At 59.5% G+C, this 26403-nt stretch carries 22 protein-coding genes and 2 pseudogenes; 10 read left to right on the forward strand and 14 right to left on the reverse strand.

Annotated elements, in window-relative coordinates:
• Positions 1-13: 13 nt before the first annotated feature.
• Positions 14-1198, reverse strand: a complete 1185-nt coding sequence (gene cfaB, locus AC1TXO_RS26520; RefSeq protein WP_486404453.1) for a C17 cyclopropane fatty acid synthase CfaB — start codon at positions 1196-1198, stop codon at positions 14-16.
• A gap of 203 nt (positions 1199-1401) precedes the next feature.
• Between cfaB and lpdA the strand changes: the two genes are divergently transcribed.
• Complete coding sequence (lpdA, locus tag AC1TXO_RS26525; RefSeq protein WP_486404454.1) at positions 1402-2802, forward strand: dihydrolipoyl dehydrogenase; 1401 nt, start codon at positions 1402-1404, stop codon at positions 2800-2802.
• 203 nt (positions 2803-3005) lie between these two features.
• On the opposite strand, the gene hcnC is transcribed toward lpdA, so the two are convergent.
• The 4 genes from hcnC to rclC all read right to left on the reverse strand — a co-directional run bounded on the left by hcnC (position 3006) and on the right by rclC (position 6646).
• Complete coding sequence (hcnC, locus tag AC1TXO_RS26530; RefSeq protein WP_486404455.1) at positions 3006-4256, reverse strand: cyanide-forming glycine dehydrogenase subunit HcnC; 1251 nt, start codon at positions 4254-4256, stop codon at positions 3006-3008.
• 2 nt (positions 4257-4258) lie between these two features.
• Positions 4259-5653: a cyanide-forming glycine dehydrogenase subunit HcnB gene (hcnB, locus tag AC1TXO_RS26535; RefSeq protein ID WP_486404456.1), complete on the reverse strand. Its 1395-nt coding sequence runs from the start codon at positions 5651-5653 to the stop codon at positions 4259-4261.
• Positions 5650-5964: a cyanide-forming glycine dehydrogenase subunit HcnA gene (hcnA, locus tag AC1TXO_RS26540; RefSeq protein WP_486404457.1), complete on the reverse strand. Its 315-nt coding sequence runs from the start codon at positions 5962-5964 to the stop codon at positions 5650-5652. Before hcnA ends, hcnB begins: the two co-directional genes overlap by 4 nt.
• A 109-nt stretch (positions 5965-6073) precedes the next feature.
• The gene (gene rclC / locus AC1TXO_RS26545) at positions 6074-6646 is read right to left on the reverse strand and encodes a reactive chlorine resistance membrane protein RclC (RefSeq protein ID WP_486404458.1); all 573 of its coding nucleotides are present in this window, start codon (positions 6644-6646) and stop codon (positions 6074-6076) included.
• A 197-nt stretch (positions 6647-6843) separates the two neighbouring features.
• On the opposite strand from rclC, the gene AC1TXO_RS26550 reads away from it, so the two are divergent.
• Positions 6844-7794 (forward strand): AraC family transcriptional regulator, encoded by a 951-nt coding sequence (locus tag AC1TXO_RS26550; RefSeq protein ID WP_486404459.1) that lies wholly within the window; start codon positions 6844-6846, stop codon positions 7792-7794.
• A gap of 58 nt (positions 7795-7852) precedes the next feature.
• Here the strand turns inward: AC1TXO_RS26550 and AC1TXO_RS26555 are convergent, their stop codons facing one another.
• Complete coding sequence (locus AC1TXO_RS26555; RefSeq protein ID WP_486404460.1) at positions 7853-8113, reverse strand: DUF2790 domain-containing protein; 261 nt, start codon at positions 8111-8113, stop codon at positions 7853-7855.
• A gap of 375 nt (positions 8114-8488) precedes the next feature.
• Between AC1TXO_RS26555 and AC1TXO_RS26560 the strand changes: the two genes are divergently transcribed.
• Positions 8489-9865 (forward strand): amino acid permease, encoded by a 1377-nt coding sequence (locus AC1TXO_RS26560; protein WP_486404461.1) that lies wholly within the window; start codon positions 8489-8491, stop codon positions 9863-9865.
• 47 nt (positions 9866-9912) lie between these two features.
• Here AC1TXO_RS26560 and AC1TXO_RS26565 read toward each other — a convergent pair whose 3' ends face one another.
• Positions 9913-10980 carry an NAD(P)/FAD-dependent oxidoreductase gene (locus AC1TXO_RS26565; RefSeq protein WP_486404462.1) on the reverse strand — a complete coding sequence of 356 codons (1068 nt, stop codon included), beginning with the start codon at positions 10978-10980 and terminating at the stop codon, positions 9913-9915.
• Between the two features lie 743 nt (positions 10981-11723).
• Between AC1TXO_RS26565 and AC1TXO_RS26570 the strand changes: the two genes are divergently transcribed.
• The 3 genes from AC1TXO_RS26570 to AC1TXO_RS26580 are packed head-to-tail and all read left to right on the forward strand — an operon-like array spanning position 11724 to position 16879.
• A complete protein-coding gene (locus tag AC1TXO_RS26570) occupies positions 11724-12596 on the forward strand; it encodes a helix-turn-helix transcriptional regulator (protein ID WP_486404463.1) in 873 nt (290 codons plus the stop codon).
• 17 nt (positions 12597-12613) lie between these two features.
• Entirely contained in the window at positions 12614-14194 is a 1581-nt protein-coding gene (locus AC1TXO_RS26575) for a hypothetical protein (RefSeq protein ID WP_486404464.1), read from the forward strand.
• A gap of 6 nt (positions 14195-14200) precedes the next feature.
• On the forward strand, positions 14201-16879 hold the full coding sequence (locus tag AC1TXO_RS26580; RefSeq protein ID WP_486404465.1) for an AAA family ATPase: 2679 nt from the start codon (positions 14201-14203) through the stop codon (positions 16877-16879).
• Between the two features lie 182 nt (positions 16880-17061).
• Here AC1TXO_RS26580 and istB read toward each other — a convergent pair whose 3' ends face one another.
• The 4 genes from istB to tnpA form a co-directional block, all read right to left on the reverse strand.
• Complete coding sequence (gene istB / locus AC1TXO_RS26585; protein WP_486402275.1) at positions 17062-17865, reverse strand: IS21-like element ISPst3 family helper ATPase IstB; 804 nt, start codon at positions 17863-17865, stop codon at positions 17062-17064.
• Positions 17858-19357, reverse strand: coding sequence for an IS21-like element ISPst3 family transposase (istA, locus tag AC1TXO_RS26590; protein ID WP_486406806.1), 1500 nt, complete (start codon positions 19355-19357; stop codon positions 17858-17860). The genes istB and istA overlap by 8 nt, the downstream gene beginning before the upstream one ends.
• A gap of 92 nt (positions 19358-19449) precedes the next feature.
• Positions 19450-19758: an IS66 family insertion sequence element accessory protein TnpB gene (gene tnpB / locus AC1TXO_RS26595; protein WP_486404466.1), complete on the reverse strand. Its 309-nt coding sequence runs from the start codon at positions 19756-19758 to the stop codon at positions 19450-19452.
• Positions 19755-20075, reverse strand: a complete 321-nt coding sequence (gene tnpA, locus AC1TXO_RS26600) for an IS66-like element accessory protein TnpA (RefSeq protein WP_486404467.1) — start codon at positions 20073-20075, stop codon at positions 19755-19757. Before tnpA ends, tnpB begins: the two co-directional genes overlap by 4 nt.
• A 247-nt stretch (positions 20076-20322) precedes the next feature.
• Between tnpA and AC1TXO_RS26605 the strand changes: the two genes are divergently transcribed.
• Positions 20323-20745 carry a hypothetical protein gene (locus AC1TXO_RS26605; protein ID WP_486404468.1) on the forward strand — a complete coding sequence of 141 codons (423 nt, stop codon included), beginning with the start codon at positions 20323-20325 and terminating at the stop codon, positions 20743-20745.
• 295 nt (positions 20746-21040) lie between these two features.
• Here AC1TXO_RS26605 and AC1TXO_RS26610 read toward each other — a convergent pair whose 3' ends face one another.
• The 3 genes from AC1TXO_RS26610 to AC1TXO_RS26620 form a co-directional block, all read right to left on the reverse strand.
• On the reverse strand, positions 21041-21844 hold the full coding sequence (locus AC1TXO_RS26610) for a GNAT family N-acetyltransferase (RefSeq protein WP_486404469.1): 804 nt from the start codon (positions 21842-21844) through the stop codon (positions 21041-21043).
• A gap of 320 nt (positions 21845-22164) precedes the next feature.
• On the reverse strand, positions 22165-22575 hold the full coding sequence (locus tag AC1TXO_RS26615) for a hypothetical protein (RefSeq protein WP_486404470.1): 411 nt from the start codon (positions 22573-22575) through the stop codon (positions 22165-22167).
• Positions 22576-22647: 72 nt separating this feature from the next.
• Positions 22648-23388 (reverse strand): hypothetical protein, encoded by a 741-nt coding sequence (locus AC1TXO_RS26620; protein ID WP_486404471.1) that lies wholly within the window; start codon positions 23386-23388, stop codon positions 22648-22650.
• 525 nt (positions 23389-23913) lie between these two features.
• On the opposite strand from AC1TXO_RS26620, the pseudogene AC1TXO_RS26625 reads away from it, so the two are divergent.
• The 3 genes and pseudogenes from AC1TXO_RS26625 to AC1TXO_RS26635 form a co-directional block, all read left to right on the forward strand.
• Positions 23914-24875: pseudogene (locus tag AC1TXO_RS26625) on the forward strand (IS3 family transposase); the annotation flags it as partial.
• 210 nt (positions 24876-25085) lie between these two features.
• Positions 25086-26144, forward strand: a complete 1059-nt coding sequence (locus tag AC1TXO_RS26630) for an IS110 family RNA-guided transposase (RefSeq protein ID WP_486402449.1) — start codon at positions 25086-25088, stop codon at positions 26142-26144.
• 12 nt (positions 26145-26156) lie between these two features.
• A pseudogene (locus AC1TXO_RS26635) lies at positions 26157-26360 on the forward strand (IS3 family transposase); the annotation flags it as partial.
• Between the last annotated feature and the right edge of the window lie 43 nt (positions 26361-26403).

The raw sequence follows: 26403 nt of genomic DNA on the forward strand, positions 1-26403 counted from the left end.
CCCCGTCTGTGAATCAGCGGTACAGATCTTCCCGCGTCCACGGCAAGTCGTGGTGACCGTCCGCGTAGGGCTTCACTGCCAGGATCTGGTGCAGGTTGATCCAGCCCTTGGTGAAGGCGTAGGCGCAGCCTGCCAGGTACAGCCGCCAGATGCGCAGGGTCTTCTCCGGCACCAGCGCCGCAGCGCGGTGCAGCTGGTTCTCCAGGTTCTCGCTCCAGTGGTTGAGCGTCTTGGCGTAGTGCAGGCGCAGGCTCTCCACGTCCACCACTTCGAGCCTCGCCTCGCAGATGCGCGCGGTGATCATCGAAATGTGCGGCAGCTCGCCGTGGGGGAACACGTAGCGATCGATGAAGTCTCCGGCACCTCGCCCCACCGGTCGGCCATCGACATGCTTGGCGGTGATGCCATGGTTCATCACCAGGCCACCTTCGCGCACGGCACCGAACAGCCTCTGGCAGTAGAGTTCGAGGTTGGCATGACCGACATGCTCGAACATGCCGACGCTGACCGCCTTGTCGAAACGGCCGTCCTGCGGCAGGTCGCGATAGTCGAGGATCTGCAGGTCGACCTTGTCGGCCAGGCCCTCGGCCTCGACGCGCTGACGACCCAACGCCAACTGCTCCTTGCTCAGCGTGATGCCAAAGACCTTGGCGCCATACTCACGCGCAGCAAAACGCGCCAGCCCGCCCCACCCACAGCCGACATCGAGCAGGTAGTCGCCAGCCTGCAGGCGCAGCTTGCGGCACAGGTGGTCGAACTTGTCCTGCTGGGCCTGGGCCAGGGTATTGTCCGGCTCCTTGAAATAGGCGCAGGAGTAGGCCATGTCCGGGTCGAGCCACAGCTGGTAGAACTCGTTGGACAGGTCGTAGTGGTAGGAAATGGCTTCGGCGTCGGTGTTCTTGTCGTGCGCGGTGCGCACCGGAACTACATCTTCTTCGTCTTTGAGCAAAGCCTCGCTGAGTTCATCGCAAACCCGGATGACTTCGCCGATATCGCCTTCGAGCTCCAGCTTGCCCTCGACAAAGGCCGTGCCCAGCTCATCCATGCTCGGATGCGTCAGCTGGGAGATCAGCTGGGGCTCCTTGACCAGGATGGTGACCTGCGGGCTAGGCCCTAGATCGAACTGGTTGCCGTCCCACAGCTTGAGGCGTAAAGGCAAGTGCAGGCTCTGCAACGCAGGTGGAAGTTGCGCAAGCATGAAAGACCCCCTTTCAATTACGGACGCCGTACAAGGATTCGAGCGCCACCGGATGAGGGTAGTTCATTCATCGGAAGTTTCCTTGTATCGCGACCATAGTCCAAGGCTATCAGCCATTACGTGACCAACAGATTGTATACAATATTCGATTCTGCGACTAACCTTGTGGCCCTCTCGCGCACCTTCTTCCTGGAGTGAATCCCATGAAATCCTACGATGTGGTGATCATTGGCGGTGGCCCTGGCGGCTATAACGCGGCCATTCGGGCCGGTCAGCTGGGCCTGAGCGTGGCCTGTGTCGAAGGCCGCTCGACACTCGGCGGCACTTGCCTGAATGTCGGCTGCATGCCTTCCAAGGCACTGCTGCATGCCTCGGAACTCTATGAAGCGGCCAGCGGCAGCGAGTTCGCGCACCTGGGGATCGAGGTCAAGCCGACCCTGAACCTTTCGCAGATGATGAAGCAGAAAGACGAAAGCGTGGCTGGCCTGACCAAGGGTATCGAGTACCTGTTCCGCAAGAACAAGGTCGACTGGGTCAAGGGCTGGGGCCGCCTCGATGGTGTTGGCAAGGTCATCGTCAAGGCCGAGGATGGCAGCGAAACCACCTTGCAGGCCAAGGACATCGTCATCGCTACCGGTTCGGAGCCCACGCCCCTGCCCGGTGTGACCCTCGACAACCAGCGCATCATCGATTCCACCGGTGCCCTGTCGCTGCCCCAGGTGCCCAGGCACCTGGTGGTCATCGGCGCGGGCGTGATCGGCCTGGAGCTGGGTTCGGTCTGGCGGCGCCTGGGTGCCGAGGTCACGGTGATCGAGTACCTGGATCGCATCTGCCCAGGCACTGATGAGGAAACCGCCAGGACCTTGCAGAAGGCCCTGGCCAAACAAGGCATGGCCTTCAGGCTGGGCAGCAAGGTGACCCAGGCTACGCCGACGGCGAACAGCGTCAGCCTGACGCTGGAGCCTGCGGCCGGTGGCGAGGCGCAAACGCTCGAAGCCGACTACGTGCTGGTCGCCATCGGCCGCCGTCCCTACACCGAGGGCCTGAACCTGGAGAGTGTCGGCCTGCAGACCGACAAGCGCGGCATGCTCGCCAATGACCACCACCGTTCCCCGGTGCCAGGCATCTGGGTCATCGGCGACGTCACCTCGGGGCCAATGCTCGCGCACAAGGCCGAGGACGAAGCGGTCTCATGCATCGAACGCATCGCCGGCAAGGCCCATGAGGTCAACTACAACCTGATTCCGGGGGTTATCTACACCCGCCCGGAACTGGCCAGTGTCGGCAAGACCGAAGAGCAGCTCAAAGCCGAAGGTCGCGCCTACAAGGTCGGCAAGTTTCCCTTCACCGCCAACAGCCGGGCGAAGATCAACCATGAGACCGAAGGTTTCGCCAAGGTGCTGGCCGATGCCGAGACCGACGAGGTGCTGGGTGTGCACCTGGTCGGCCCGAGCGTCAGCGAGATGATCGGTGAATTCTGCGTGGCCATGGAGTTCAGCGCGTCGGCCGAGGATATCGCCCTGACCTGCCATCCGCATCCGACCCGCTCCGAGGCATTGCGCCAGGCGGCGATGAACGTCGATGGGATGGCGATGCAGATCTAAGACAAGGCCGCTCCAAAAAAGCAGCGCAGGCCCCTGTAGGAGCGGGTTTACCCGCGAAAAGGACACCGCGCTGCCTGGCACGGGCTACGCCCGTGTTCGCGGGTAAGCCCGCTCCTACAGGGATTGGGCTGACCTTTGGATTTTGGACAAGACAGTTGCTCCTGCAGCGGCTACCAAGTCCTGCAGGTGCGGCCGTCAATGCCCTACCCCACCGCCCAGTTCTTATCCACAGCCTGCCCGAAACGTCTCGCCAGGAAAGGCGTGAGATCCAGCGGCAGTAGCTCGTTGTGGATAACCTTGTCGAGCAGCACGCCGGTGATTGCCGAAGTGAGGATCCCGGTGCGAAAGTGTCCACAGGCATTGAAGTATCCAGGCGTGTCATCCACAGGCCCGAGGATCGGCAGTTCATCGGGTGACCCCGGGCGCAATCCCGCCCAGGTGCGCTTGAGGCTCACCTGCGCCAGCTCAGGCACACACCGCACTGCGCCCTGCACCAACCCGGCAATTTCCGGGAAGGTGTTGCTGACATCGAAGCCCTTGTCTTCCGTCGTGCTGCCGATCAGCACCTCGCCATTATCCTTCTGCGCCATATAGCAATCGCTGGTGGTCAGGCAGCCATCGAGCAATTTGGGCAAGCGCTCGGTGAGCACGATCTGCCCTTTCACCGGCTTGACCGGAATCGAGCTGCCCGTCGCCCATTCGCTGAGCTCACCGGCCCAGGCCCCGGCGGCGTTGAGCAAGGTGTGGCAATGGAAGACACCTGACTCGGCCGTGCGTACGCCCTTGATCCGCGAGTTCTCGTGCAGCACGCCGGTGATGTTGGTGTTCAGGTACAGGTCGACGCCGTTCTGCCGGGCCGCTTCCAGATAGGCATCGCCCAGGCGGAACGGGCTCACCTGGTGGTCGCAGAGAAACTCCAGCGCACCCTTGGCCTGCAGGGTCACGGCCGGTTCGGTCCTGCGCAGGGTCTCGCGGTCCAGCCAGCGCACCTGGTCGGCCAGGTGCGGGATCTGCGCCACGATGTGCTCGGCGTACGACTGGTCCTCATCGTCCTGGATGATGTATTTCAAGCCCGTGCGCTCGAACTTGAAGTCCATGCCGTGCCGTTCGATCAGCTCCTGGTGCAGCTGTGGATAAAGTGCGTTCGACTGCAAGGCGAGGTCGAAGAAGCACTGCGGCAGGATATGCGGCGTGCTCGCATCCACTGCCACGGCGGCACCATGGGCTTCGCGCTTGTTGCGTGAAGACATCATGCGAAAGAAAATCACCCCGCAACCCAGGCCCACTGATTCGCCAATCGCCCACAGGCCGCCGGCAGAAGCGCGCGTGGCATTGCCCGGGCGCTTGCTGTCGATCAGGGCAATTTTCAGGCCCTTGCGCCTGGACAACTGGTAGGCGCAGGACGCGCCGATCACGCCGCCACCGGCGATGACGATGTCATAGGTCTTGTTCATGCTCAGGCCTCCGTGGCCAACTGCTGGAATGCAGAAAACGGAATCGGGTCCACCGGGAAGCGCGGCCGCAGCCAGCCGACATCGGCGCGACCGGTGCTGGCGCGCAGGCGATCGCTGCAGTAGCCCACGCACATGCGCCCCTGGCAGTCGCCCATGCTCACGCGGGTGCGCATCTTCAGGCTGGCGATGTCCTGCACACCCTGCTCCAGCGCCAGGTCGATATCACTGCGGGTGACATGCTCGCAGCGGCAGATCACGGTATCGGCCTGGGCAAGCTCGATCTGCGCCGCGCCGCGGCTGGTATAGCGCTCGACGCCGGAGCGAAAGCGCGAGATCGCTGCCAGCTTGCCCAGGTACAGCTCGCGCCGTTCGATGGCCTGGGCCGGCTCCAGCACGGCGAGTTGCTGCAGGATCGACACTGCCGCGATACGGCCGGTCAGCATCGCCGCCTCCCCGCCGCGGATTCCACCCATGTCGCCAGCCAGGTGGATGTGCGCCTGGCTGCTCTGCTGCCAGACGTTGCACTCGGCGCGCAGGTAGCCGTCATCGCTGAATCCGTGCGCCAGGCCCAACTGCTGGCTGAGCTGGGTACGCGGGATGAAGCCGTAGCCGACCGCCAGAGTCTGCACCGACTCGCGCTGCACCCGGCTCATGTCGGCCTTCCAGTCCTTGTCATAGGGCGCGACGCTGACGTGCTGCAGTTCGTCGTCGCCATCAGCCGCGACCACGCCCCAACCGTAGTGCATCGGGATACCGTTGAGCTTCATGTACGCCAGCATGCTCAGGCCGTCGAGGAACAGCTGGGGCTTGTTCATCAGCGCCAGGCTTTCCCTGGCGATACGATTGAACGCACATGCCTCGTAGACGCCCGCAACCTTCGCTCCTGCGGCATGCAGCTGGCACGCCACCAGCGGCAGCAGAGGCCCGGTACCGGCGATCAGCGTGCTGCCCAGTGGCCTGACCACGCCGCTCTTGATCTGCAGTTGCAAACCACCGAGCAGCATCACGCCGGGCAGCGTCCAGCCCGGAAAGGGTACGTTGCGCTCATGGCAGCCGGCAGACAGCAGCAGGTGGGCATAATCGATCTCGTGCAGGCGCTCGTCGGCATCGAGCACCATGAGGCGCTCGTGATCACCGCCGACCACCCGGTTGTTCAGGCGCACGTCGACATGCGCGGCGCAGGCTGCGAAGTCTTCGTGCAGCTTGTGCAAGGCCTTGCTGTAGCGCGCCCCCAGGTAGCCGAGGTCGACACCGGCGCGCAACGGCCCGCGATAGACCACGCCACCGGGGCGCGAGGCTTCATCGAACAGCAGGCAACCGACGCCATGCTCGGCCAGTTCGATGGCCGCTGCCATACCGGCCGAGCCGCCGCCCACGATGACCGGGCGCAGGCTCATGACTGCGCCTCCATGGCCAGGCGGTTGACCCCGGTCTCCACGCGCATCCCCTGGCGGACCACGGTCTGGCAGGCGCGGCGCTTGGGTCGTCCGTCGATCGCCACCAGGCAGCAGTGGCACACGCCCATGCCACAGAACGCCCCGGCACCCTGGCCGTGGTCATTGCGCGCCAGCTGACGCAGGCCGACGGCATTGAGCACGCTCAATACCGTCTCGCCTTCTGCGGCCTGTACCGCCTGGCCATTGAGATGAAGGGTGATGTCAGCCTGTGCGACAGGCTGTATGTCGAGCACTCGTTCCAGTGATTGCATCGGCTTCGTCCTTGTTGAAGAGCACTGGACGGTACGACAGATCACTGTGAGGAGATATTGACCTAAGCCGTAGGAATTGAAGGAATCTTCCTAGGATTTTGTAAGCGATTTACCTGATCTTTTTCTGATTCAGTATCCGTCGCGCAGAGTCGGCAATCATCACCACGGCCCCTGCCAGCATCAACACATCCTTGAGCACCAGCCGCCCGGCACCGGACAGGTAGGGGAATCCGTACTGTGCATCGCCCAGGTTCGCCACCCAGGCCTCGGGCGTGGTGATCAGGAATGACAGGGTCACCACCGGCGTCAGGAAAGCCATGATCGAACCCACCAGCCCCAGCTTCGGCGAGAACAGGTACGCCAGCACCAGCAAGCCTATGCTGATCTCCACCACGCCCAGCCCATTGGAGAAGGCATAGGTATGGTTGGCCGTCTGCCAGGCCCGTTGTACCAGGTCCAGTTGCCCTTCATGGGTGAAATGCTCGCGATACGCTTCGGGATGGGCGTAGAGGAAGGAGAAGAACGGGCTGTTGGCCACGAACGGGGTGATGCTGTCGGCCTCGTAGGGCACGAACTTCAGGGCGCCGATCCACAGGAACACGATCGCCACGGCAAAGCGCAGCAAATGAACGCCCAGCACATCCAGGCGGCTGGCAGTGAGAAGCAGGTTACGCGGGTTCATCGGTGTGACTCCTTGAGGTCATGAGAATGAGCCCATGCTAGGGATCCCGGCTGCTGCGCATGCGTCGGTTCGGCTCAGCTTTTTTTGCCATCGTCTCAAAGCACGCTGCCAGGCCATCCATTTCATCTGCCAAGGCACCGAAGTGGGGCATTATTCAGCTGCACAGGCAGCGTCCCATCCACTTGCAGAGAACTCTCATGACGCCGTTGGACAAGCTCATTTCCCTCGCCGATGTGCGTGGCAGCATGGACCTTCGTTGCCAGTTCAGCGGTCGCTGGGCGGTCAACCATGAACCGGACGAACCCGGTACTGCGCGTTATCACATCGTCCTCGCCGGGCATTGCCACGTGCGCCTGCCCGACCGCCAGACCGTGCGCCTGAAGGCCGGCGATATCCTCCTGTTCTCCCATGGCAGCGATCATCTGCTGCAGAGCGACACGGACCATACCCAACCGAGCCGCCCCGACCTGGTCAGCCACGGGGTCCTGCCCCTGCACCGCCTGAACGGCGAAGGCGAGACCCTCGACCTGCTGTGCGGTCGCTTTCTCTACCAGCCCGGTTCGTCGCTGTTCGCCGCGTTGCCGGAGCACCTGCACGTCAACATCGACGATCCGCATTCCCCGACTACCCTCCCCGCCATGATCGCGTTGATCCGCAGCGAAGCCGAGGCCAGCCAGCCGGGAGGCTGTTCGATCATCAACGGGCTGACCACCGCCCTGTTCACCCTGGTACTGCGCGCCTGGCTCGACGCCAGCCCGCCGGTGCAGAGCAGCCTGGGCCTGCTTGGCGACCGTCGCCTGAGCAAGGTGTGGCACGCCCTGCTGGAAGACCCGTCACAGCCGTGGAGCGTCGAGCGCATGGCAGAGATGGCGAACATGTCGCGTGCCAGCTTCGTGCGCAGCTTTACCCGCCTGGCAGGCTGTCCGCCCGGGGCGCTGGTGCTGCAGGTGAGGATGGAGGTCGCCTGCATGCTGCTGGCGAAGTCGGAACAGGCCCTGAACGACATCGCCCTGCAGGTCGGCTATCAGACCCAGGCTTCGTTCAGCAAGGCGTTCAAGGAAACCCTCGGGCAGACGCCGGGGCAGTATCGGCGCGAACGCCAATCGGATGATCTGCAGCGGACCCTCGACGACGCGGCGTCGGCCTGAAACGGGCCAGTGGGCCCGGCAACCTGTGCCGGGCCGGATCACGCAGCGTAGACAGGACTCAATTGTCCTGGCCGGTCAGGGCAAGGCGCTTGTAGGAGAAGCTGTGCACTGCGCCAGCATGGTCCTGGTACACCAGCTTGACGGTTTCCAGGCCGCCAGTGGCAGAGGACGCGTCTGTCACGGTTTCCTCGAGCACCTTGTCCACATCCAGTTGATCACCGTAGCTGTAGGCATGGGTGTCCTGGATCGAGGCTGTCGCCTGGGTGGCGGCAAAGGCGGCAGGGGTGGCCAGGGCAAGGGCAAGAATGATGGCTTTCATGATGAGCTCCGTTTGCGTTGGTACGCGGCGAAGGCCGCATGTTCCGGGGGTTGGATCGTTTCGATCCGTTGAGGAACATGCTATGGAAACCGCCTCGTCACGACGCTTCCGGGTAGCTCAAGTTATTCACCAATCGTCTCAAGCGTAGGGGCGCCAAAAACGACCTCAGGAAAAATCCGCAGGATGTTGTGCGCAGAATTCGTTTGAGATGAGGCGCCGCTTTGCCCAAGGTGGCGGATCGTGAAGCCATTGCCCGCGGGGAGTAGTACCCCGGCAATACCTCGATCGATGGCAGCGCCCCGTGCAGGTGGATCCGCGAGCACTTGCCGCTCGCAGGACGCGCCGGTTCCTTCCAATAATAAGAGATGTCTGGACATGCAAGACAACGGATTGAAGCAAAGCCTCAAGCAGCGGCATATCACCATGATCGCGCTTGGCGGCGTGATCGGTGCCGGGCTGTTCGTCGGCTCCGGCAGCCTGATCGCCTCGGCAGGCCCGGCGGCGATTCTGTCCTATGTGATCGGCGGCATCATCGTCACCCTGGTGATGTTCATGCTCGGCGAGATGGCCTCGCGCAATCCCGACGCCGGCTCCTTCTCGACCTACGCCAACAGCTACCTGGGCAACTGGGCCGGGTTCACCGTGGGCTGGTTGTACTGGCTCAAGTCGATGATGACCATCACCCTGGAAGCGGTGTTGCTGGGGGCGATCCTCAACGACTTCATGCCCTGGCTGCCGATCTGGGTCGGGGCCTTCATCATGCTGGTGACCCTGATCGCCAGCAACGCCTACTCGGTGCGCTCCTTCGCCGAGGTGGAGTACTGGCTCGCGGCGCTGAAGGTGATCACCATCCTCATCTTCATGCTGCTCGGTGCCTCCATCCTGCTGGGTTGGCAGGAGAACATCCCCGCGCCGGGCCTGGTCAATCTCACCGACCACGGCGGCTTCATGCCCAACGGCCTGTCGCCGGTCATGGCCGGGGTGATCGTGGCGATCTTCTCGCTGGGCGGCAGCGAGATCGCCGCGGTGGCCGCCGGCGAATCGGAGAACCCGCGCCGGAACGTGATCCGCGCAATCAAGAGCGTGATCGTGCGGGTGATGCTGTTCTACGTCGGCTCCGTGTCCATCCTGGTCCTCTGCCTGCCGTGGACCGACAAGGCCAACCTCGCCTCGCCCTATGTCGCGCTGTTCACCCTCGCCGGATTCAAAGGTGCAGCCGTGGCCATGAAGCTGGTGCTGTTCGTGTCGTTCATGTCGGTGATGAACTCGTTCATGTTCTCCAACTCGCGCATGATGTTCTCGCTCAGCCAACGCGGCCACGCCCCGGCGCTGTTCGGGCGGACCAACGCCAAGGGCGTACCGATCAACGCGCTGGCGCTGGCCTTCAGCATTTGCGTGACGATCCTGGCGGTGCACTTCATCAGCGGCGGCGACCTGTTCCTGACCCTGGCCCGCAGCACCGGCGCCTTCATCATCTTCGTCTGGATCTTCATCATCTTCGCCCACGCCGCGATGCGCCTGAAGACCCGGCATGAGGCCGTGGACTCTACCGCCTTCAAGGCCTGGGGCTTCCCGCTGACCAACGTCGTTGCGCTGCTGGCGCTGGTGTCGGTGCTGGCGACCCAGGCCATCGAACCGGCGACGCGCTTCCAGTTCTGGCTGGTGGCCGCGACCTTGCTGGTGATCGTCACCGCCTACTTCGTGGTGCGCCGGCGCCAGGGTGCTTCGCCACGGGAGATGGTGCGTACCTGAGATGAAAAAGGGCCGCAATGCGGCCCTTTGGGATCAAAGGGGGATACTCACTCTTTGAAGAATCGATCGGGCCGGCAGGGTGCAAGGGCACAGGAGGCACTGTGGTCGATGATTTCCTCACTGACAAGACGGCCTACCACTGCCGCCAAAGTAACCCCTGGATGCATGGCACAAACGTATACGCCGTCGATCTTTGGTAAATAACCAATGATGGGGATGCCATCCTCAGGCATCGGTCTGAGACCAACGCAAGCCATTTCCGTTTCAATGGAGACAACCCCGTGCAGTTCGTTCTGGATTGCTCTGGCCGTTCGCAGTGCTACAGCGGCTGGCTGGTTTTGCAATGAGTCATCCAGGTAATCCTCGGCCGCTAGCAACGCACCGTCCGAACATTGCCTGACTTCCATTTCCGGGCTTGAAATCAAGGTGTGCACGAGATTGGGTGGCGACTTGTAACGGATGAGAATGGCGGGTGACGCTTCTATAGGAAGGAGCGCTCCCAGCTTGCTTGTCAGCTCCGTGATGCCTGTACCTGCCGCCAGTACGACAATATCGGCATCAATACTACCCCTCGCGGTTTCAACGCCCGTGACCTCTTCGCCGCGTGTCGTAATGCCGAGAACGCGCGTTTGGGTGAGAATTTCCGCCCCATTTTTCCGGGCAGCTGCGATCAACGTGAAAGTCGCTGCCACTGCGTCCAGTGCCCCTTGTGCAGCCACATACAGCGCATGCTGGGGCGGATTTTTCAGATTTGGCTCAAGTTCCAGAATCTGCGACCTGGACACGAGACCTGCCAACGCCGGGTGATCTGAAGCTGGCAGTTCATCTGCACTTGCGCCATAGGATAAGGCGCCCGTCCAGCGGATGCGAAGATCAGGCAGTTGCGTCTCGAGCCGGTGGTACTCTTCGATTGCGGCACCGCGAAGTTGTGCAATCGGGTCTGGATCGGGGTGTGAGGAATTGATCCATGCAAACGAGCTTCCAGTCACTCCGCACGCTATATCTCCAGCCTCCACCAACGTGACTTTGGCGTTTTTACCTGCCAGGTGATACGCCAGTGACGCACCCACGATGCCTGCACCGACAATAACGATTCGTTTGCCCGGATGTCCCATTTCCCACCTGTTCTGTTGACCTCATGTCATCACACAGTCTATCAAGCGATGTGCGCTCCATACCGCTTGTGAGCAAGCGTCTCAAGGCTACCTAGCTTAGCGCTATCAGATTTGGCCGGGATAAGGTCGATGACCGGCAGGACGCCGACCTTTTCCAGATTTTTGAAACGGATGCGAAATCCGCGACTGAGCAGGTTGAATGTGCAGAAGCACACGCGAGGGTCGGAGCAGTCAGAAAGACCGCGCGGAAGAAGGGAGCCATTACGGCCCCCTTCATACGCGAAAGATTTAATGACGGAGCGACAGATTCAGTTCGCAGAATCCAAGGCCTGGGTGCTCACAATATAGTTTGACACAGAGCCCCTTGTAATTCGCGGCCTCCAGCGCTGAGACCTATCGCTGGGGACGAATCATAGTTTGACACAAGCAGTGACAAGCCCGCTAAACGCGACCTCGTAAGTACTTAAGGTCATCTGCTTCCAGGTGTCCAGGGTGGCCAGCAGGTAGGCGAGTATCCTTTGCATCACACTTGTGGGTAGTGTCGCACCGTTGGGCGCTGATCGAGGCGTTGTCGCAGCAGGTTGACTGAACTAGTAAAGGCATAGAAATTATGGCCTAACGCCACTGCTCAAGGTATTGTCACCATTTTCGGCAGGACGCTGGAACCCTTGTCAGTGCCACTGACACACCCTGTCAGTCGTCCTCGCTAGAGTCGCCTCCAAGCCCACTGACAAGGAACCGCCATGGCGGCCAACGACCACGACACCCTAGCCCTGCGCCTGGCCGATATCCTGCGCGTGTTACAACACGGCGAGAGCCCCACGAGGTTGCAGCTAGCCGAGCGCTTCAAGGTCAGCGAACGTACCATCTACCGCGACCTCAACCGCCTTGGCGATGTAGTCGAACCAGGTGTCGATGGAACCTATCAGCTAGCCAGCCAATATCGCAGCAAACTGTCCCCCGCCGACCTCCAAAACTTTGCTCGCCTCAGCGGCGTCGAGCGGTTGTTCCCGGTCAGCGATCGCCGCTCCTGGCTGGACTTGCTGTACACCGGCCCGAACCGTTTCCTGATCCGCGATGGGCATTTCGCCACCGAACGCCCGCACAGCCGCGACTTCAATGAGCTGGGCAGGGCCATCGGACAAAACCTGCGCTGCCAGTTCGACTACACCGGCAAACAACGCCGTATCGAACCCTATCAGCTAATACACAACAAGGGCATCTGGTACCTCGCCGCGACCGAGGATAGCCGCCTGAAGAGTTTTGCCTTGCCGCGCGTCTCGGCCCTGCGCGTACTGGATGAAGCGTTTGTCCCCGACGCCATGATCCGGGCGCAGATCGAGAACGACGATGACATCTGGTTTGGCGCAGAGCGGCTCGGGGCAACCGTCCAGGTCGCCGCCTGCAATGCGTATTACTTCCTGCGACGTAATGTACTCCCGCAACAACAGCTGATCGAGCATCAGGCCGACGGCAGCCTGCTGCTGCGCTGCCAGGCGAACCACCCGAACCAGCTGTTACCGATCATCCGCTACTGGATTCCCCATGTCCGCATTCTTGAGCCTGGCTGGTTGCGGCAGAGACTGCACGATGAACTTACCGCCTATCTGCACTGAGCATCCGGACGACTGCCATGACTGAAATGGAAAAGCCCTTGGGCGACGAATACGACAAGAACGAAAGCATCGACTTCGAGCAAATCAGCAAAGAGCAGGCGGAGTATTTCGAAGCCGAGTTGTTCGACGGCGACCAGAACAACGCCGAAAAGACCACGGCGGTAGTCGCCTCCTTCGTCGAATCCTGCAACGCACGGGGTGACAAACCGCTGGAGCAATGGCTGGGCGACGAGTTCCGCAAGTATCCGGATCTTTGGAGCGGCGAAGAGGAGTTGCTGGAGGCTACCCAGCAAGTGATGGCCTCCACGGGAGCCTTCAACCGGTCCCGAGAATCGCTGCAAGCCTACATGGACACGGGGCGCAGTAAGGCCTCGTGGCTGGCCAGGGAAATCGAGAAGAACGCAGCGCTTAGCGGCTCGGTACACGTTGGACAGTATGCTGGCGGCATCGACCAGGCTTTGGCCGATGCCACGCGCAACGCACAAAAGATGGTCACCAGACTCGACGGTGACATCAACCGTAACCCGAACCTCGACGGCCTGATCGCCGAACAGCACCATGTCGACACATTCAACATCGACGCCGCCAGCAAGGGCAGCCCGTATCGGGCACGGGTGGTCGGCTCCCGGGAAGCGAACTCGGTGGATATCGAGATCGTCGACGGCAACGGCAAGGTGGTCGGCCAGTACCAGTCGAAATACGGTGCCGATGCCGAGGCCACCAACGGCCAGCTCAAACAGGGCGATTACCAAGGGCAGAAGCCGCTGGTACCCGAAGGGCAAGGCGCCGACGTGCCCGGCAGCGCGGAAGTCATCGAAGCCGATGGGGTGAAATCCCGCCCCCTGACCAAGGAAGAGGCCAAGCGGCTCCAGGACAAGGCTCAGCAGGAAGCCGAGTCGCGCCAATACGACTGGAACGACACCAACCGCGCCACCATCGCCCGGCAGATCGGCAAGCAGGCCGTGATCGGCGCGTGCATCGCGGTGGGCATGCAGGGCACGCGAATTCTGGCCCGGCGCTTCTGGAACAAACTCAAGGGCCGTGAAAACCCTAGCGTCAACGACGACCTCAAGGAGTTCTTCGAAAGCGCGCTGCATGCCGGTGCCAATACCGCCGCGCAGGTGGCCGTGTCCGGCGCCGTGGTGGTGGCGGTGAAAAACGGCTGGCTCGGCGCGGCACTGCGCAACACCCCCGCCGGGCTGATCACCAATATCGCCTGCGTCGGGCTGCAGAACGCCAAGGTACTGTACAAGTTCGGCAAGGGCGAACTGACCGGCGAGGAAGCCCTCGATGCCATCGGCAACACCACGGTGACCACCACCATGGCCATCGCCGGCGCAACTGAAGGTGCCACGCTGGGGGCCGCGATTGGGACGGTATTCGGCCCGGTGGGCACGGTGATCGGTGGCTTTGTCGGCGGCGTGGCGGGCGGTATCGCCGGCGGGCAGATTGGTGAAGTGGTGTACGAGGCCGGCAAATCGGTGGCCAAGACCGCCGTCAAGTCAGTCGCCTACGTTGCACAGGGCGTGGGGCGCGCGGTCGAGTCGATCGGCCGCGGCATCAGCAACTTCGCCTCCAGCCTGCTTTCATTGTGGTGAGTGACCATGAACCTGCTCGAACTCAAGGACAAGATCAAATCCCACCTCAGCGCCGGCTACCCGGGGCTGTTCATCCAGTCGGCCGAAGAAGCTCGGGTCGATGCCATGCTCCAGGATGTGGCCGCACAGTTGCAGCTGCACCCCAAGGAATGGAACCTCGGCTACGGCTGGGTCGATTTCTTCCACAAGCAACCCCGTGACAGCCAGCCAGGCAAGACCGACCTGGCCGACAGCCTGCCGTCGCTGCTGGACGACGACCTGGACCACAAGCTGTTCATCATCAAGGATGCCCGCAGCGCGCTGGAAAACCAGCCCCTGGCAGTGGCCCGCCTGAAGCAGTTGCTCAATCGTATCCAACGCCATCATCGCGGCAAGGCCGCCGTGGTGCTGGTGTCCGAGACCTTGCATATACCGGCTCAAATCGAAGCACAGATTACCCTGCTGCCCCTGCCGCTGCCTCGCGGCGAGGAAATCAGCAACCAGCTCGACGCGGTCTGCCAGGCGCTCGACCTGCTGGTGCCGGAAGCGCTGCGCCAGCGCCTGCACGCAGCTTGCAGCGGCCTGAACCAGGAAGAGATCCGCTCGGCGCTGGCGATGGTGCGCCAGCAGCACGAGCAGATCAGTGATGCCGCCCTTGCGCTGATCCAGCACGAGAAGGAGCAGATCATCGCCAAGAGCGGCGTCCTGGAAATGCTCCGAGTCAACGAAAACGCCACCGACATCGGCGGGCTGGAAAACCTCAAGGCTTGGTTGGGCCGCCGCGCGCAGATCTTCCGGCGCCTTGGCGAAGCCCGTGAAGCCCGAGTGCAAGCGCCCAAAGGTGTGCTCATCGCCGGCATGCCAGGCTGCGGCAAGTCGCTGACGGCCAAGGCCGCCGCCGGCCTGTTCCAGCTCCCGCTGCTGCGCCTGGACATCGGCTCACTGCTGGGCAAGTACGTCGGCGAAAGCGAGCACAACATGCGCCGCGCCCTGAACATGGCCGAGTCGGTCAGCCCGTGCATCCTGTGGATCGACGAACTGGAAAAAGCCTTTGTCGGCATGAACAGCGGCAGCGGCTCGGAAGTGTCGTCGCGGCTGTTCGGCTACTTCCTGACCTGGATGCAGGAAAAGACCGGCGCCGTGTTCGTCATCGCCACCGCCAACAACATCACTGTCCTGCCCCCGGAACTGCTGCGCAAGGGGCGCTTCGACGAAGTGTTCTATGTCGGTTTCCCCAATGCCGTGGAGCGCGCGGCCATCCTCGACATCCACCTCAAGGGCGAGGCGGAGCTGGAAACCTCGCAGCGCAGCAAACTGGTCACCCAGTGCCGTGACTACGCAGGCGCCGATATCCAGAACGCGATCAACGAAGCGCGGGAAGCGGCCTTCCTGGACAACCGCGCACTCAAGTTCGAAGACCTTGAGTCCGCCATCGAGCTGACCGTGCCGCTGCGCGAGACCCTGCGCGAGCAGGTGGCCAAGTACGAAGAGCTGTTCGAAAAGCTCAAGCTCAAGCCAGCGTCAGCCAGCGACGGCCTGAGCGTGGCGCAGATAATCCAGATGGCCGACAGCCACAACGCCCTGCGCCGCGAGGAGGTTGCCCGCCATGAAGACTGCCCGGACGATGTGCTGGCCAAGCTGGTCGGCGACACCGACGGCAAGGTGCGCACGGCGGCCTACGGCAACCCCAATTGCCCGGAGAAGCTGCTGACCCTGCGCATCAACATCGAGGAAGGCCAGCCCGGCTTCGACCTGGCGCTGCTGCACCTGGCCTGCCTGCATGCCCACGCGCCCCACGACCTCATCGCGGCGCAGTTCGAACGCCTGAAACTGGACGCCGACCAGCGCCGTCAGCTGGCGAGAAAGACCGACGACGAGTCGCTGCAGCAACGCCTGTACGCCAACCAGGAGCCACAGGTACGCCGGGCGCTGGCGATCAACAAGGCGGTAGGCAAGGCCCTGCAGTTGCAGTTGGCCAAGGACTCCGCCGTGACTGTGCGCGACTACCTTGTCAGCAATGACAATCTCCACCCCGAGGCACAGGAACTGCTGGCGCGCGACACATCCTACGAAGTGCGCGAAAGCCTCGCACGTCGGGATAACTTGAGCGAAGCCGTGCTGATGCTGCTGACCCGTGATGAAGACCAGGACGTGCTCGAAGCCCTGGCTGGCCGCTCGGGCACGACCGCCCTGCCCGACCCGGTGCAGCTGGAACTGGTAAAATGCAATGCCGAGGTGCGCGAGTGCCTGGCCCGTAACGGCAACCTCGGTGCCCCCGCCCAGTTGCTGCTGGCCCGCGACTCCAGTGCCGAAGTACGGCGTGTGCTGGCCGCACAGCCGAACCTCACCAGCGCCGCGCTGCAATGCCTGACTTCGGACGAGGACACCGTGCAGTCCAGCCTGGCTGGCAATGAACACCTGGGATCTGCCTTAGTGCAGATGGATCTCTGCCGGCACCCGTCCGAGCCGGTGCGCGTCGCCTTGGCAGGCAACACTTCGCTCAATGCCAAGGTCCAGGCACGGCTGGTCAAGGACCCCAGCGCCAAGGTGCGCGAAGCCCTGGCAGGCAACAAAAACCTCGACGAAAGCCTGCTTGAATCCCTGATGCAGGATGAGGACGACGACGTGCGCGAGCGCCTGGTACGCTGGCGCGATGTGGTCGCGCCGAGCGTACAGCGGCATCTGGCCACAGACTGTTGGCGCTGATGGAAAATTGACCCACCCTGCCGATTGAAATTTGACCCAGGGCGGATTGCTGATTTTGTTACCAGCAACTGTGGATAAGTCTACCAGCGCAGCTGCTGTTGCCCCCACTCCTTCGCTAGCCCAGTTCAGTTGTTTAAGACCTGCCACACGCAGCCATGTAGCAGGCCGTCGTCGCCATGAAATCAGAACGACTCATCGTCCTCCGGTTCCTGGCCGCCCTTACGCTTTCGCTCCCGTGATTTGATCTTGGCCTGGGCCGCCAAGCTACTGTGTTGCAGGCGATAGGACTCGTTACCGGTTTCGACGATGTGGCAGTGGTGGGTCAGCCGATCCAGCAGGGCGGTGGTCATCTTGGCGTCGCCGAACACGCTCGACCATTCGGCGAAGCTCAGGTTGGTGGTGATCACCACGCTGGTGTGTTCGTACAGCTTGGACAGCAGGTGAAACAGCAACGCACCGCCAGCCTGGCTGAACGGCAGATAACCCAGTTCGTCGAGGATGACCAGATCCATGCGCAGCAGTGCCTGGGCGATCCGCCCGGCTTTGCCGTCGTGTTTTTCGCGCTCCAGCAGATTGACCAGATCGACCGTGGAGTAGAAGCGCACGCGCTTGCCATGCCGGGTGATGCCGGACACGGCCAGCGCGGTGGCTAGGTGGGTTTTACCGGTGCCTGGCCCACCGATCAGCACCACGTTCTGCGCGGTGCCGGTAAAGGCCAGGCTGGCCAGCTCGCTGATCAGGCGTGCGTCGGCGCTAGAGGCGTTGAAATCGAAGCTGGCCAGATCGCGGTGCATCGGCAGCTTGGCCATGTTCATCTGGTGGCTCACCGAGCGCATGGCGCGATCTGTGTGCTCTTGTTCCAGCAGGTGTTCGAGCAGCCACTTGGACGAGGCTGTGTTCGACTCACCCTGTGCAGTTAACTCCGCCCAGGCCGTGGCCATGCCGTGCAGGCGCAGCTCCTTGAGTTCCGCCATCAAATCACGCATGACCGACCTCCTCGGTCTGGCCACGCAGGCGGTCGTAGCGCGCCGTGTTAGCGACGGGGGCTTCCTTGAGCAACAAGTGGGTTTCGACGCTGGGTGGTGGTTCGGTCGCGGCCAGGCGCGCCACGACATTGAGGATGTGTTCGGCGCTCAGGCTGCCGCTTTCCAGTACCAGCTCAACAGCCACCAGCACCGCATCGAGCCCGGCGACCGGTACGGCAGCCAGAACTTGCGCCATGATCCGGTCACCGCCGGCATGACGCCCCAGACCGTGCTTAAGCTGACGCAGCGGCGCCGGCAGATCAGCAAAGGGCGCGCCGTTGCGCAGCGCACCGGGCTTGCGTTCGATCAGCGGGAGGTAGTGCTGCCAGTCATAGCTGACCTGGTCGCGATCCAGCAAGCGGACATGGCTGGCGATCAGCGCGTCGTCAGCCACCACCTCGATTCGCGTCGGATACAAACGGCTGCTGACCCACTTACCCGCGTACTCACACGGCACCGAGTAGCGGTTGCGCCCGACGCTGACCAGGCAGGTGCTGGAGACCCGCGCAGGCCGCTCGACGTAACCGTCGAATGGCGCTGGCACAGGCATCAGTTCAGCGCGCTCCAACTCCAGCACTTCGGCCACACTCAGACCGCTGTATTGAGGGTGCGTCAGCTCGTTCCAAAGCGCGCGGCAGCGCTGGCCCAGCCAGGCATTGAGTTCCTCGAAGGAGTGAAACTGGCAGTCCTGGGCGTCTAGCCAGATACGCCTGCGGCTGTCTTGCACGTTCTTTTCAACGATGCCCTTTTCCCAACCAGCGGCGACGTTGCAGAAGTCCGGATCGAACAGGTAATGCGCGCACATCACCGCAAAGCGCGCATTCACCGCCCGGCCTTTGCCCTTATTGACCTTGTCGACGGCGGTCTTCATGTTGTCGTAGATGCCCCGGCGCGGCACGCCGCCCAAGGAGCCGAACGAGCGTGTATGGGCGTCAAATAACATCTCATGGCCCTGGCTCGGATACGCCACAAGCCAGAACGCACGGCTGGCACACAGCTTCAGATGTGCCACCTGCATACGCCGGTAAATGCCGCCGACCAGCAAGCCTTCCTCGCTCCAGTCAAACTGAAACGCCTCGCCAAGAGCAAAGGTCAGCGGCACAAAGGCCTGCGACGCCTTGCCCTGTCCCCCTCGCCAGGCACGGATAAACGCGGTGAGCTGGCTGTAGCCACCGTCATAACCTTCGGCTTTGATTTGCGCCAACAGCGCCTTGGCACTGCGCCGCTGTTGCTTGGGCCGCAGCGAATCGGCTTTTAGCGCCTGCTCCAGCGTGGCGTGAAAAGGGCTGAGTTTGTTGAAGATCGCGCGGCGTTGGTAGACCGGCGGCTTGGCCTCAGGTGCTCTGACCCACTTGCGAATCGTGTTGCGCGCCAACCCGGTGCGCTTGGCTATCTCATGCAGCGACAGCTTGTCGCGGAAATACATCCGGCGGATTTTGCCCATCATTTCCATACTGATCACCCTGTGTTCTCCTGCTCAAAAATTGAGCAGAAGCAGTTGAACACCTGGGTCAGTTTTCAGTCGGCAGAACAGCCTCTACTGGGTCAGTTTTCGGTCAGCGGCAACACCAGTACCAAAGCCTGGAGTTGTTCGCTGTCGAGTTCGACCTCGCCGCCGTGGCGCATGCCGGGCCAATGGAACTTGCCTTGGTTCAGTCGTCTCGCTGCGAGCCAGACGCCGACGCCATCGTGCACCAGCACTTTCATCCGGTTAGCCCGGCGATTGGCGAATAGATAAGCGCAGTGCGGCTTCGCCGCACCGAACACCGCAATCACCCGGGCCAATGCCGTTTCGGTGCCGGCGCGCATGTCCATCGGCTCGGTGGCCAGCCAGATCGCATCGATGCGGATCATTGAGCGACAGCCCGAATAAATTGCGCGCAGCCCTCGGGATCCGAGGCTGGCCATTTCACCGTGATCAGCTGTCCAGTCATGGGCAACTCGATGGTCACTGACGCTTCGACTGGCCGTTTAGGTGCGGCTTTTAGCGGGACGAATGCCGGCAGTGAAGTCGCTGCGGGCTGATCTCGATAGAGCGGCATCCATTTGCGGATGACGTTGGCATTGATGCCGTGGCTGATGGCGACACTGGAAATGGATGCGCCAGGTTGCAGGCATTCTTGAACGACCTGGGCTTTGAACGGTTTCGGATAAGAGCTTCGTTGGCGCATGGAAATCCTGGCGATAAGGGTGATCGCGTCCGCTTAAAAATACGCGGACACCATCGCCCTTAAAGCGGGAGTTCGGAAGGTGAGTTCGCCGGACGCTTACCTTTTATTGGGGCGAGGGATAACTCCTTTGGAGCTGGAAACGAGCGATTCGGAGAATGACATTCATAGCGTAGGGGAAACAGAGCTGGATTCTCCTCATCGGTTTGGGACGATCGATTAGCTATCGAAGGGGTTAAAAGTGGCGTTCTTGAGCGCTTCAGACACACCGAAAGACCTTGAAATTCAAAACTGTAAATACTCATTGCAGAGCATTCGCTTTGTCATGGCGCTTACGAATCAGGCCATGTCACGTGCAAGGAGAATCTTACGTATGCCTACCAAAGCAAAAAAAACAGCTACAAAAACCGCTCTGCGGTTTTCGTCGCCAACGAACCGAATCCTATTTCTCGCATTGGTTGTGTTGCTCCGCTCGCCGGGACCTCTGATTGCCGACCAGAGCACCGTTATTCACCAATCGTTCTACTATTTCGAATCGAAGCACGATGCGGTAAACGCGAAGATGGATACGATTGAAGCTGAGACAGTCCAAAAGCAGCTTGAAATACGAGGGGCTGCAGCTGAGGCGCAGCGGCGCGTTTGGATGCGTTGCGTCAGGAAGCTGAGCTCCTAAAATCAGGCGCAAACGCATATCACCTGGATAACATGTCGAGCACAAATAAACCTCGACTTTGACCGATCACTAGCTGAAAGATGAAGCGAAGCGCCCGTTTCGAATGAGTTCGGGCGCTTCAACATGTAGCTCAGTTACTCAGCGCATTGCTAGCACGAGGAGAGGTGTACGCCCTCCGCCGTTTCTGCGAGATCAAACCCAGGGCTATGGTCAGCAACGTCAGCAGACCGGTAGCTGACACTTCACTGCGGTGTTCTGGCAGCACAACCATGTTTGTCCTTCCCAATAAACTTTCCTACACCTCTGGCTCAGCGGTTCTCCTGATCACGTCAATGTACCAGCCGTAATCAGTTTTAATGAACCCTGCAGCTTTGGCCGCTTCTCGCTTAACCTTCATTTTGGGAAGGATCTCAAAACCGTCCATATTGATCTCAACGACCGGATCTTTGAGAGCTGGCTCGTGGCTGATGGAGACACGGTGGACCAAGGCGATGTCGTACGTGTTCTCATCGCATTGGCCATGCACATGATAGACGCGGTCGGGGATGACATCTCGCTGTGCATTCTCGTTGTATAGGACACACTCAGCGAACACTTGGATGGTGATGAGGACCATCTCATCCCCGGAGACATGAGAGTGGCGTTTAGTCGATACCCTTTGCATCCATACATCGCGGTCATGCGGACTATTTCGGTGAGTTTCAAAGCCCATGCTTTTCCAGAACTCAATCGAAGTAGTGGGTTCGCATAAGACAATCAAGACAGCATTGTCTCGTGCCTCTTCGATCTTTATCGCCCGCTGAACTAGTGCCCGGCCTATCCCATGCCGCTTCCGATCGGTCTTAACCTGGAGAATTGATCTTGGCGATATACCTCGGGTGAGGAAACCGACTGGGCCTTCTTTATCAACCCAGACCAGCATCTCACCTTCAACGCAGGCAGACTCAATCATCCGCCAGTTATGGATAAATCCTTGGCTACCACGAGCCTCTAGAGCAAGCCATTCCTTAATAAACGGCAAGTCATCCTTGCGAGCCTTTCGTATGCCTCGGCGCTGAGTTGGTCGATTCTTTATTGATCGTTCAGTCGAGCTGGTCATAACTCAATAAATCCAAAGGGTTAGAGAGGCGCGGACCTCTGTTCTGTTGTAACGCGTTGCTATTTACAAGCATCACCGTTCGTTGTGGTGGGAAGAATAGTCTCCCCCTCGACCAGACTCTATGATCTGTTACTGCGCCACCCGGGAGTTCTTCTGGTCCCACACATCTCCACGTCTGAATGACCAAGATACCTTCAGGCCCCAAATCAAGGATCTTAAACCTCTGCAGGGCCGGCTAATTCTGACCGATTTCTGCCCTTCGTTGGGGGACAGCTATCGGCCAGAAGAAGTCGCTCAACCAAACCTAAATTTAGGTACACTCACTCAACAAACTTTTCATATGCACGTTTTTCACACAAAGCGTCCCATGTTTTCTGTGGAATTAATTTGCTTGCCCAGCCATAGTAACCCCAAGTTTTTGCAATATCTTTCTGCCAGCACTCATCACACATTAACGAATGAAAATGAACGTTGTCATTTATGATATCTCGATAAATTTCGTACAGGCTCTGCGGATTATTACAATAGCATTTGAACTTCTTGTCTCTATTGCGCTCATGAAGCGGCCCCACGAGTCGCTCGTAGATTTTTGGATGGCATTTTTTAAGGCGCTGATTTACCGAGTCAAGAACATCAACTCTACACTTCTTAATGGCGTTGTCACGTAGATTCAGTAGACTCTGCTCAGAGTCATACCTTCCTTGATTGATTCGAGAAACAATACCACTCATAAAAGTCCTCCTTGCGATAAAAATAACTTCCTGACGCGGGCTTTTTTCACGGCAACGCGATGAGCATGATAACTAGGCCACTTCGACGCATGAAATTTTTCCAACGTCTATAACAACCTCGAACTCACCGGATTGATTGGAAAAGTACGCATACTCTTTTGAGATTCTTGTTATCAAAATCACTCTATTGCCAACCTTAAACGAAGGCTCGCCCACGTAATGCTTAAAAGCAAAAAGATGGGCTATCTCTTTGCACGTAGTCCATGACTGCCCATAGCTCGATGTGTTGTGCTCGGCAATATCTGTACCTCTGTATAGAGTAACCATGCTTGGCAGATCGCTAATGTCGTTCGGCCTTAAATCTTTTTTTAGAATTACTTTGGGATACCACCCCACATTTTCCTGGCACGTAAACAGCTCATGAAGTCCATTGCGGGCAAACAAGTAAAATGCATACCTCAATGTGTCAAGGACCGATAATGCTTCAGTGTCTGAAATATCTTCAGACAACCTGGCGCTATAATTATTAATTTGCACTTGAGCCGGACTGAGCTGGAATGAACCCCCACAAAATAAATATCCATATTTATTTTGAGCTAGAATTGAACGTATAAAGAAAGAAATCGCAGACTCAAGACGATCTGTATATGGCAATAAAGCATGCTCGCTGAGTTTGGATCTAATGGATTCCAGCGAAATGCTCATTTCATTTGATATGAAATCCTGGTCTTCTGTTGATAGCATGATGGGTTGCTCTTGGTTTTTAGATCGCTTGACTGGCATCTCATTGCCGACCTGTTCCCAATCAATCAAGTAGAAGCATCTTTCGGTTTGATTCTATCAGCCAAACGCGTTCTGAAAGGTTTTACACTATTTTGGCGAAATCCAAAATCGCTCTTACGATAGCGGACACGTCGAACGGCCGCTTTATAGGAATTACTGCTGATCAAAACGATAGATTTTGCCGTTAGCTGCCTTCCGTGAAGGGCAGCTTTGAGTCGAAAGCGGTCATACGCAGCGGACCGCTGATGGTCGTGTAAACCACTTTTTTTACCTGTAAACCACCTAGGTTTACAGGTAAAAAAAGTGGTTTACACGATCCATCCTCTAGGCACTTTTTCAGCTGGTTTTTTTAGGCTTACCCGACTTCATTTCCTCCACATACTTCGCGAACACCACCTGGGTTTCACCAGGGGTAGCCTTGGGTAAAGGCTTGCGCCGCGGGGGTTTGGCGTGGGGGCTCCTGCTTGCTGACTCGATGTGCTTTATCGCTTTGTAGTGGTCTACTAACCCCGGACACCCATTTAGGCGAGAATGCTCGCCACAGAGAGGTGTCCGATGACCAAACAACGCCGTACCTTTACCCCTGAGTTCAAGCGCGAAGCCGCCTGCCTGGTGCTCGATCAAGGCTACAGCCATGCCGAAGCGGCCCGTTCGCTCGGCTTGGTGGAATCGGCCCTGCGTCGGTGGGTTAATCAGCTTCAACAGGAGCGCGGTGGCATCACGCCGGCCAGCAAAGCGCTGACGCCAGAGCAGCAAAAAATCCAAGAGTTGGAAGCCCGAATCACGCGACTTGAACGCGAGAAATCGATACTAAAAAAGGCTACCGCGCTCTTGATGTCGGAAGATCTCGAGCGTACGCGCTGATCCGCCAGCTCAGCGACCATGAGCCCGTTGATTGCTTGTGCGAAGTGTTTGAAGTCACTCGCTCTAGTTACTACGCACATCGTCATAGAAAGCGAACTCCGGACGTTGAGCGACTGAGGTTACGTAGTCGAGTGAATGAGCTGTTCACACACGGACGAAGTGCGCCCGGCAGCCGTAGTATCAAGATGATGATGCAAGAAGAGGGTGAGAAAATCGGGCGGTTCAAGGTGCGTAGGCTGATGCGTGAGCTGGCGTTGGTCAGCAAGCAGCCAGGGTCGCTTGCGTACAAAAAGGCAACAGTGGAGCGGCCAGATATTCCGAATATCTTGAACCGGGCGTTTGATGTCGACGCGCCAAATCAGGTCTGGTGTGGCGACATCACCTATGTCTGGGCACAGGACAAATGGCACTATCTGGCAGTTGTCCTGGATCTCTATGCACGCAGAGTGGTGGGTTGGGCCTTATCAGAAAAGCCGGATGCAGACCTTGTAGTCAAAGCGCTGGAGGTGGCTTACGAACAGCGCGGAAAGCCTCAAGGACTATTGTTCCACTCCGACCAGGGTTCGCAATATGGCAGCCGTCTGTTCCGCCAGAGACTGTGGCGTTATCGCATGCGCCAGAGCATGAGTCGCCGAGGCAACTGCTGGGATTCTCAGTTCACTATGCTCAAGAGCGTCAGCTCAATCTGACTCGTGCTGGGATTGGCTAGCTAGATGCCTTGGTGTTGACCTGTCGATTGATCGCTGACGTTCCCTGGCACTGCCAGGCTTGGCGTCTGTGACTTAATAGGAGCTTTGTGCTGCACCGCGAGAGTCCTGTCCTGCGTCCAAGGTCGGTAGTGCGTAAACTCAGAGGTATTACGCATGAACACTGCAAAACTCACTGAGGTCATCCTAGGTGTGGATACGCATCTGGATGTCTATGTTGGCGCCCTGATCAACGTGAATGGGCAGCTGTTAGGTACTCTTGCTGTAGATACACAGACTCGCGGCTACCTTAAGTTGCTGACTTGGGCAAGGTCATTCGGGTGGCTCCAGCGGGCTGGCGTCGAAGGCACTGGTACGTACGGCGCTGGGCTTGCACTTGTACTTCGCGAACACGGCATTGCTGTTTTTGAAGTGAACCGCCCTGATCGATGCAAGCGCAGATTGGAGGGAAAGTCAGACCCTACCGATGCGGAAAGCGCAGCTCGTTCGGTGCTGGCGGGGAGCGCCACTGCCATCGCTAAAACCCATTCAGGCGCTGCCGAGGCAATGAGGGAGATTTCTGTCGTCCGCCGAAGTGCGGTGAAAGCTAAAACACAAGCTATCAACCAGATCAGATCACTGCTGGTCAGTGCTCCTCAAGAAATCAGAGAGCGGCTCTGGGACGTCAAACCTGCGATTTGCGTCGACAACTGTGCACACATTGGCTCACTGGGGCACGCCCCATTCCTGAGCGCCCTGACTACATCGCTTAGACTTCTGGCTAAACGCTGGCAGGCCCTTGCGGCAGAGTTGCAGGAGCTAGATGACACGCTGGACTCGCTAACGCAGCAGTATGCACATCGCCTTCGTAGTCAATTCGGTGTTGGCCCTCAGACAGCGGCCACTTTAATCTCCGTTGCAGGGGATAACCCTGAGCGACTGAAAAGTGAGTCCGCTCTTGCTGCGCTCTGTGGTGTTAACCCGCTCCCCGCATCATCTGGTAAAACGGTGCGTCATCGCTTGAATCGTGGGGGGGATCGATCCGCCAACAATGCGCTATGGACTATCGCGATGGTAAGAATGCGCAGTGACCCGAGAACCAAGGCGTATGTGGCGCGCAGAACGGCCGAAGGGATGTCGTGCAAGGAAATACAAAGATGTCTGAAGCGCTACATCATCCGAGGCCTATATCCACTGATTTTGGCCGACTTGAGCGAGTCGAGGAGCGCTGGTTGACATAGGAGCGTCAATGCACCGATGGATCGAGTATTTCGCAGCTTGAAATCAGAGTGGATACCGACCACGGGTTACCCGACCGGGCAGCAAGCTCAACGAGACATTGGCCAATACCTGATGAGCCACTACAACTGGATTCGACCTCATCAGTTCAACAATGGACTGGCTCCGGCAAAAGCTGAAGAAAAACTCAAAACCGTGTCCGGGATGAGTTGACCACTACACAAGCGGGCAGCTAAGAGGAAAGGCTAACGCAGAT

The organism is Pseudomonas sp. FA117, assembly GCF_057370475.1.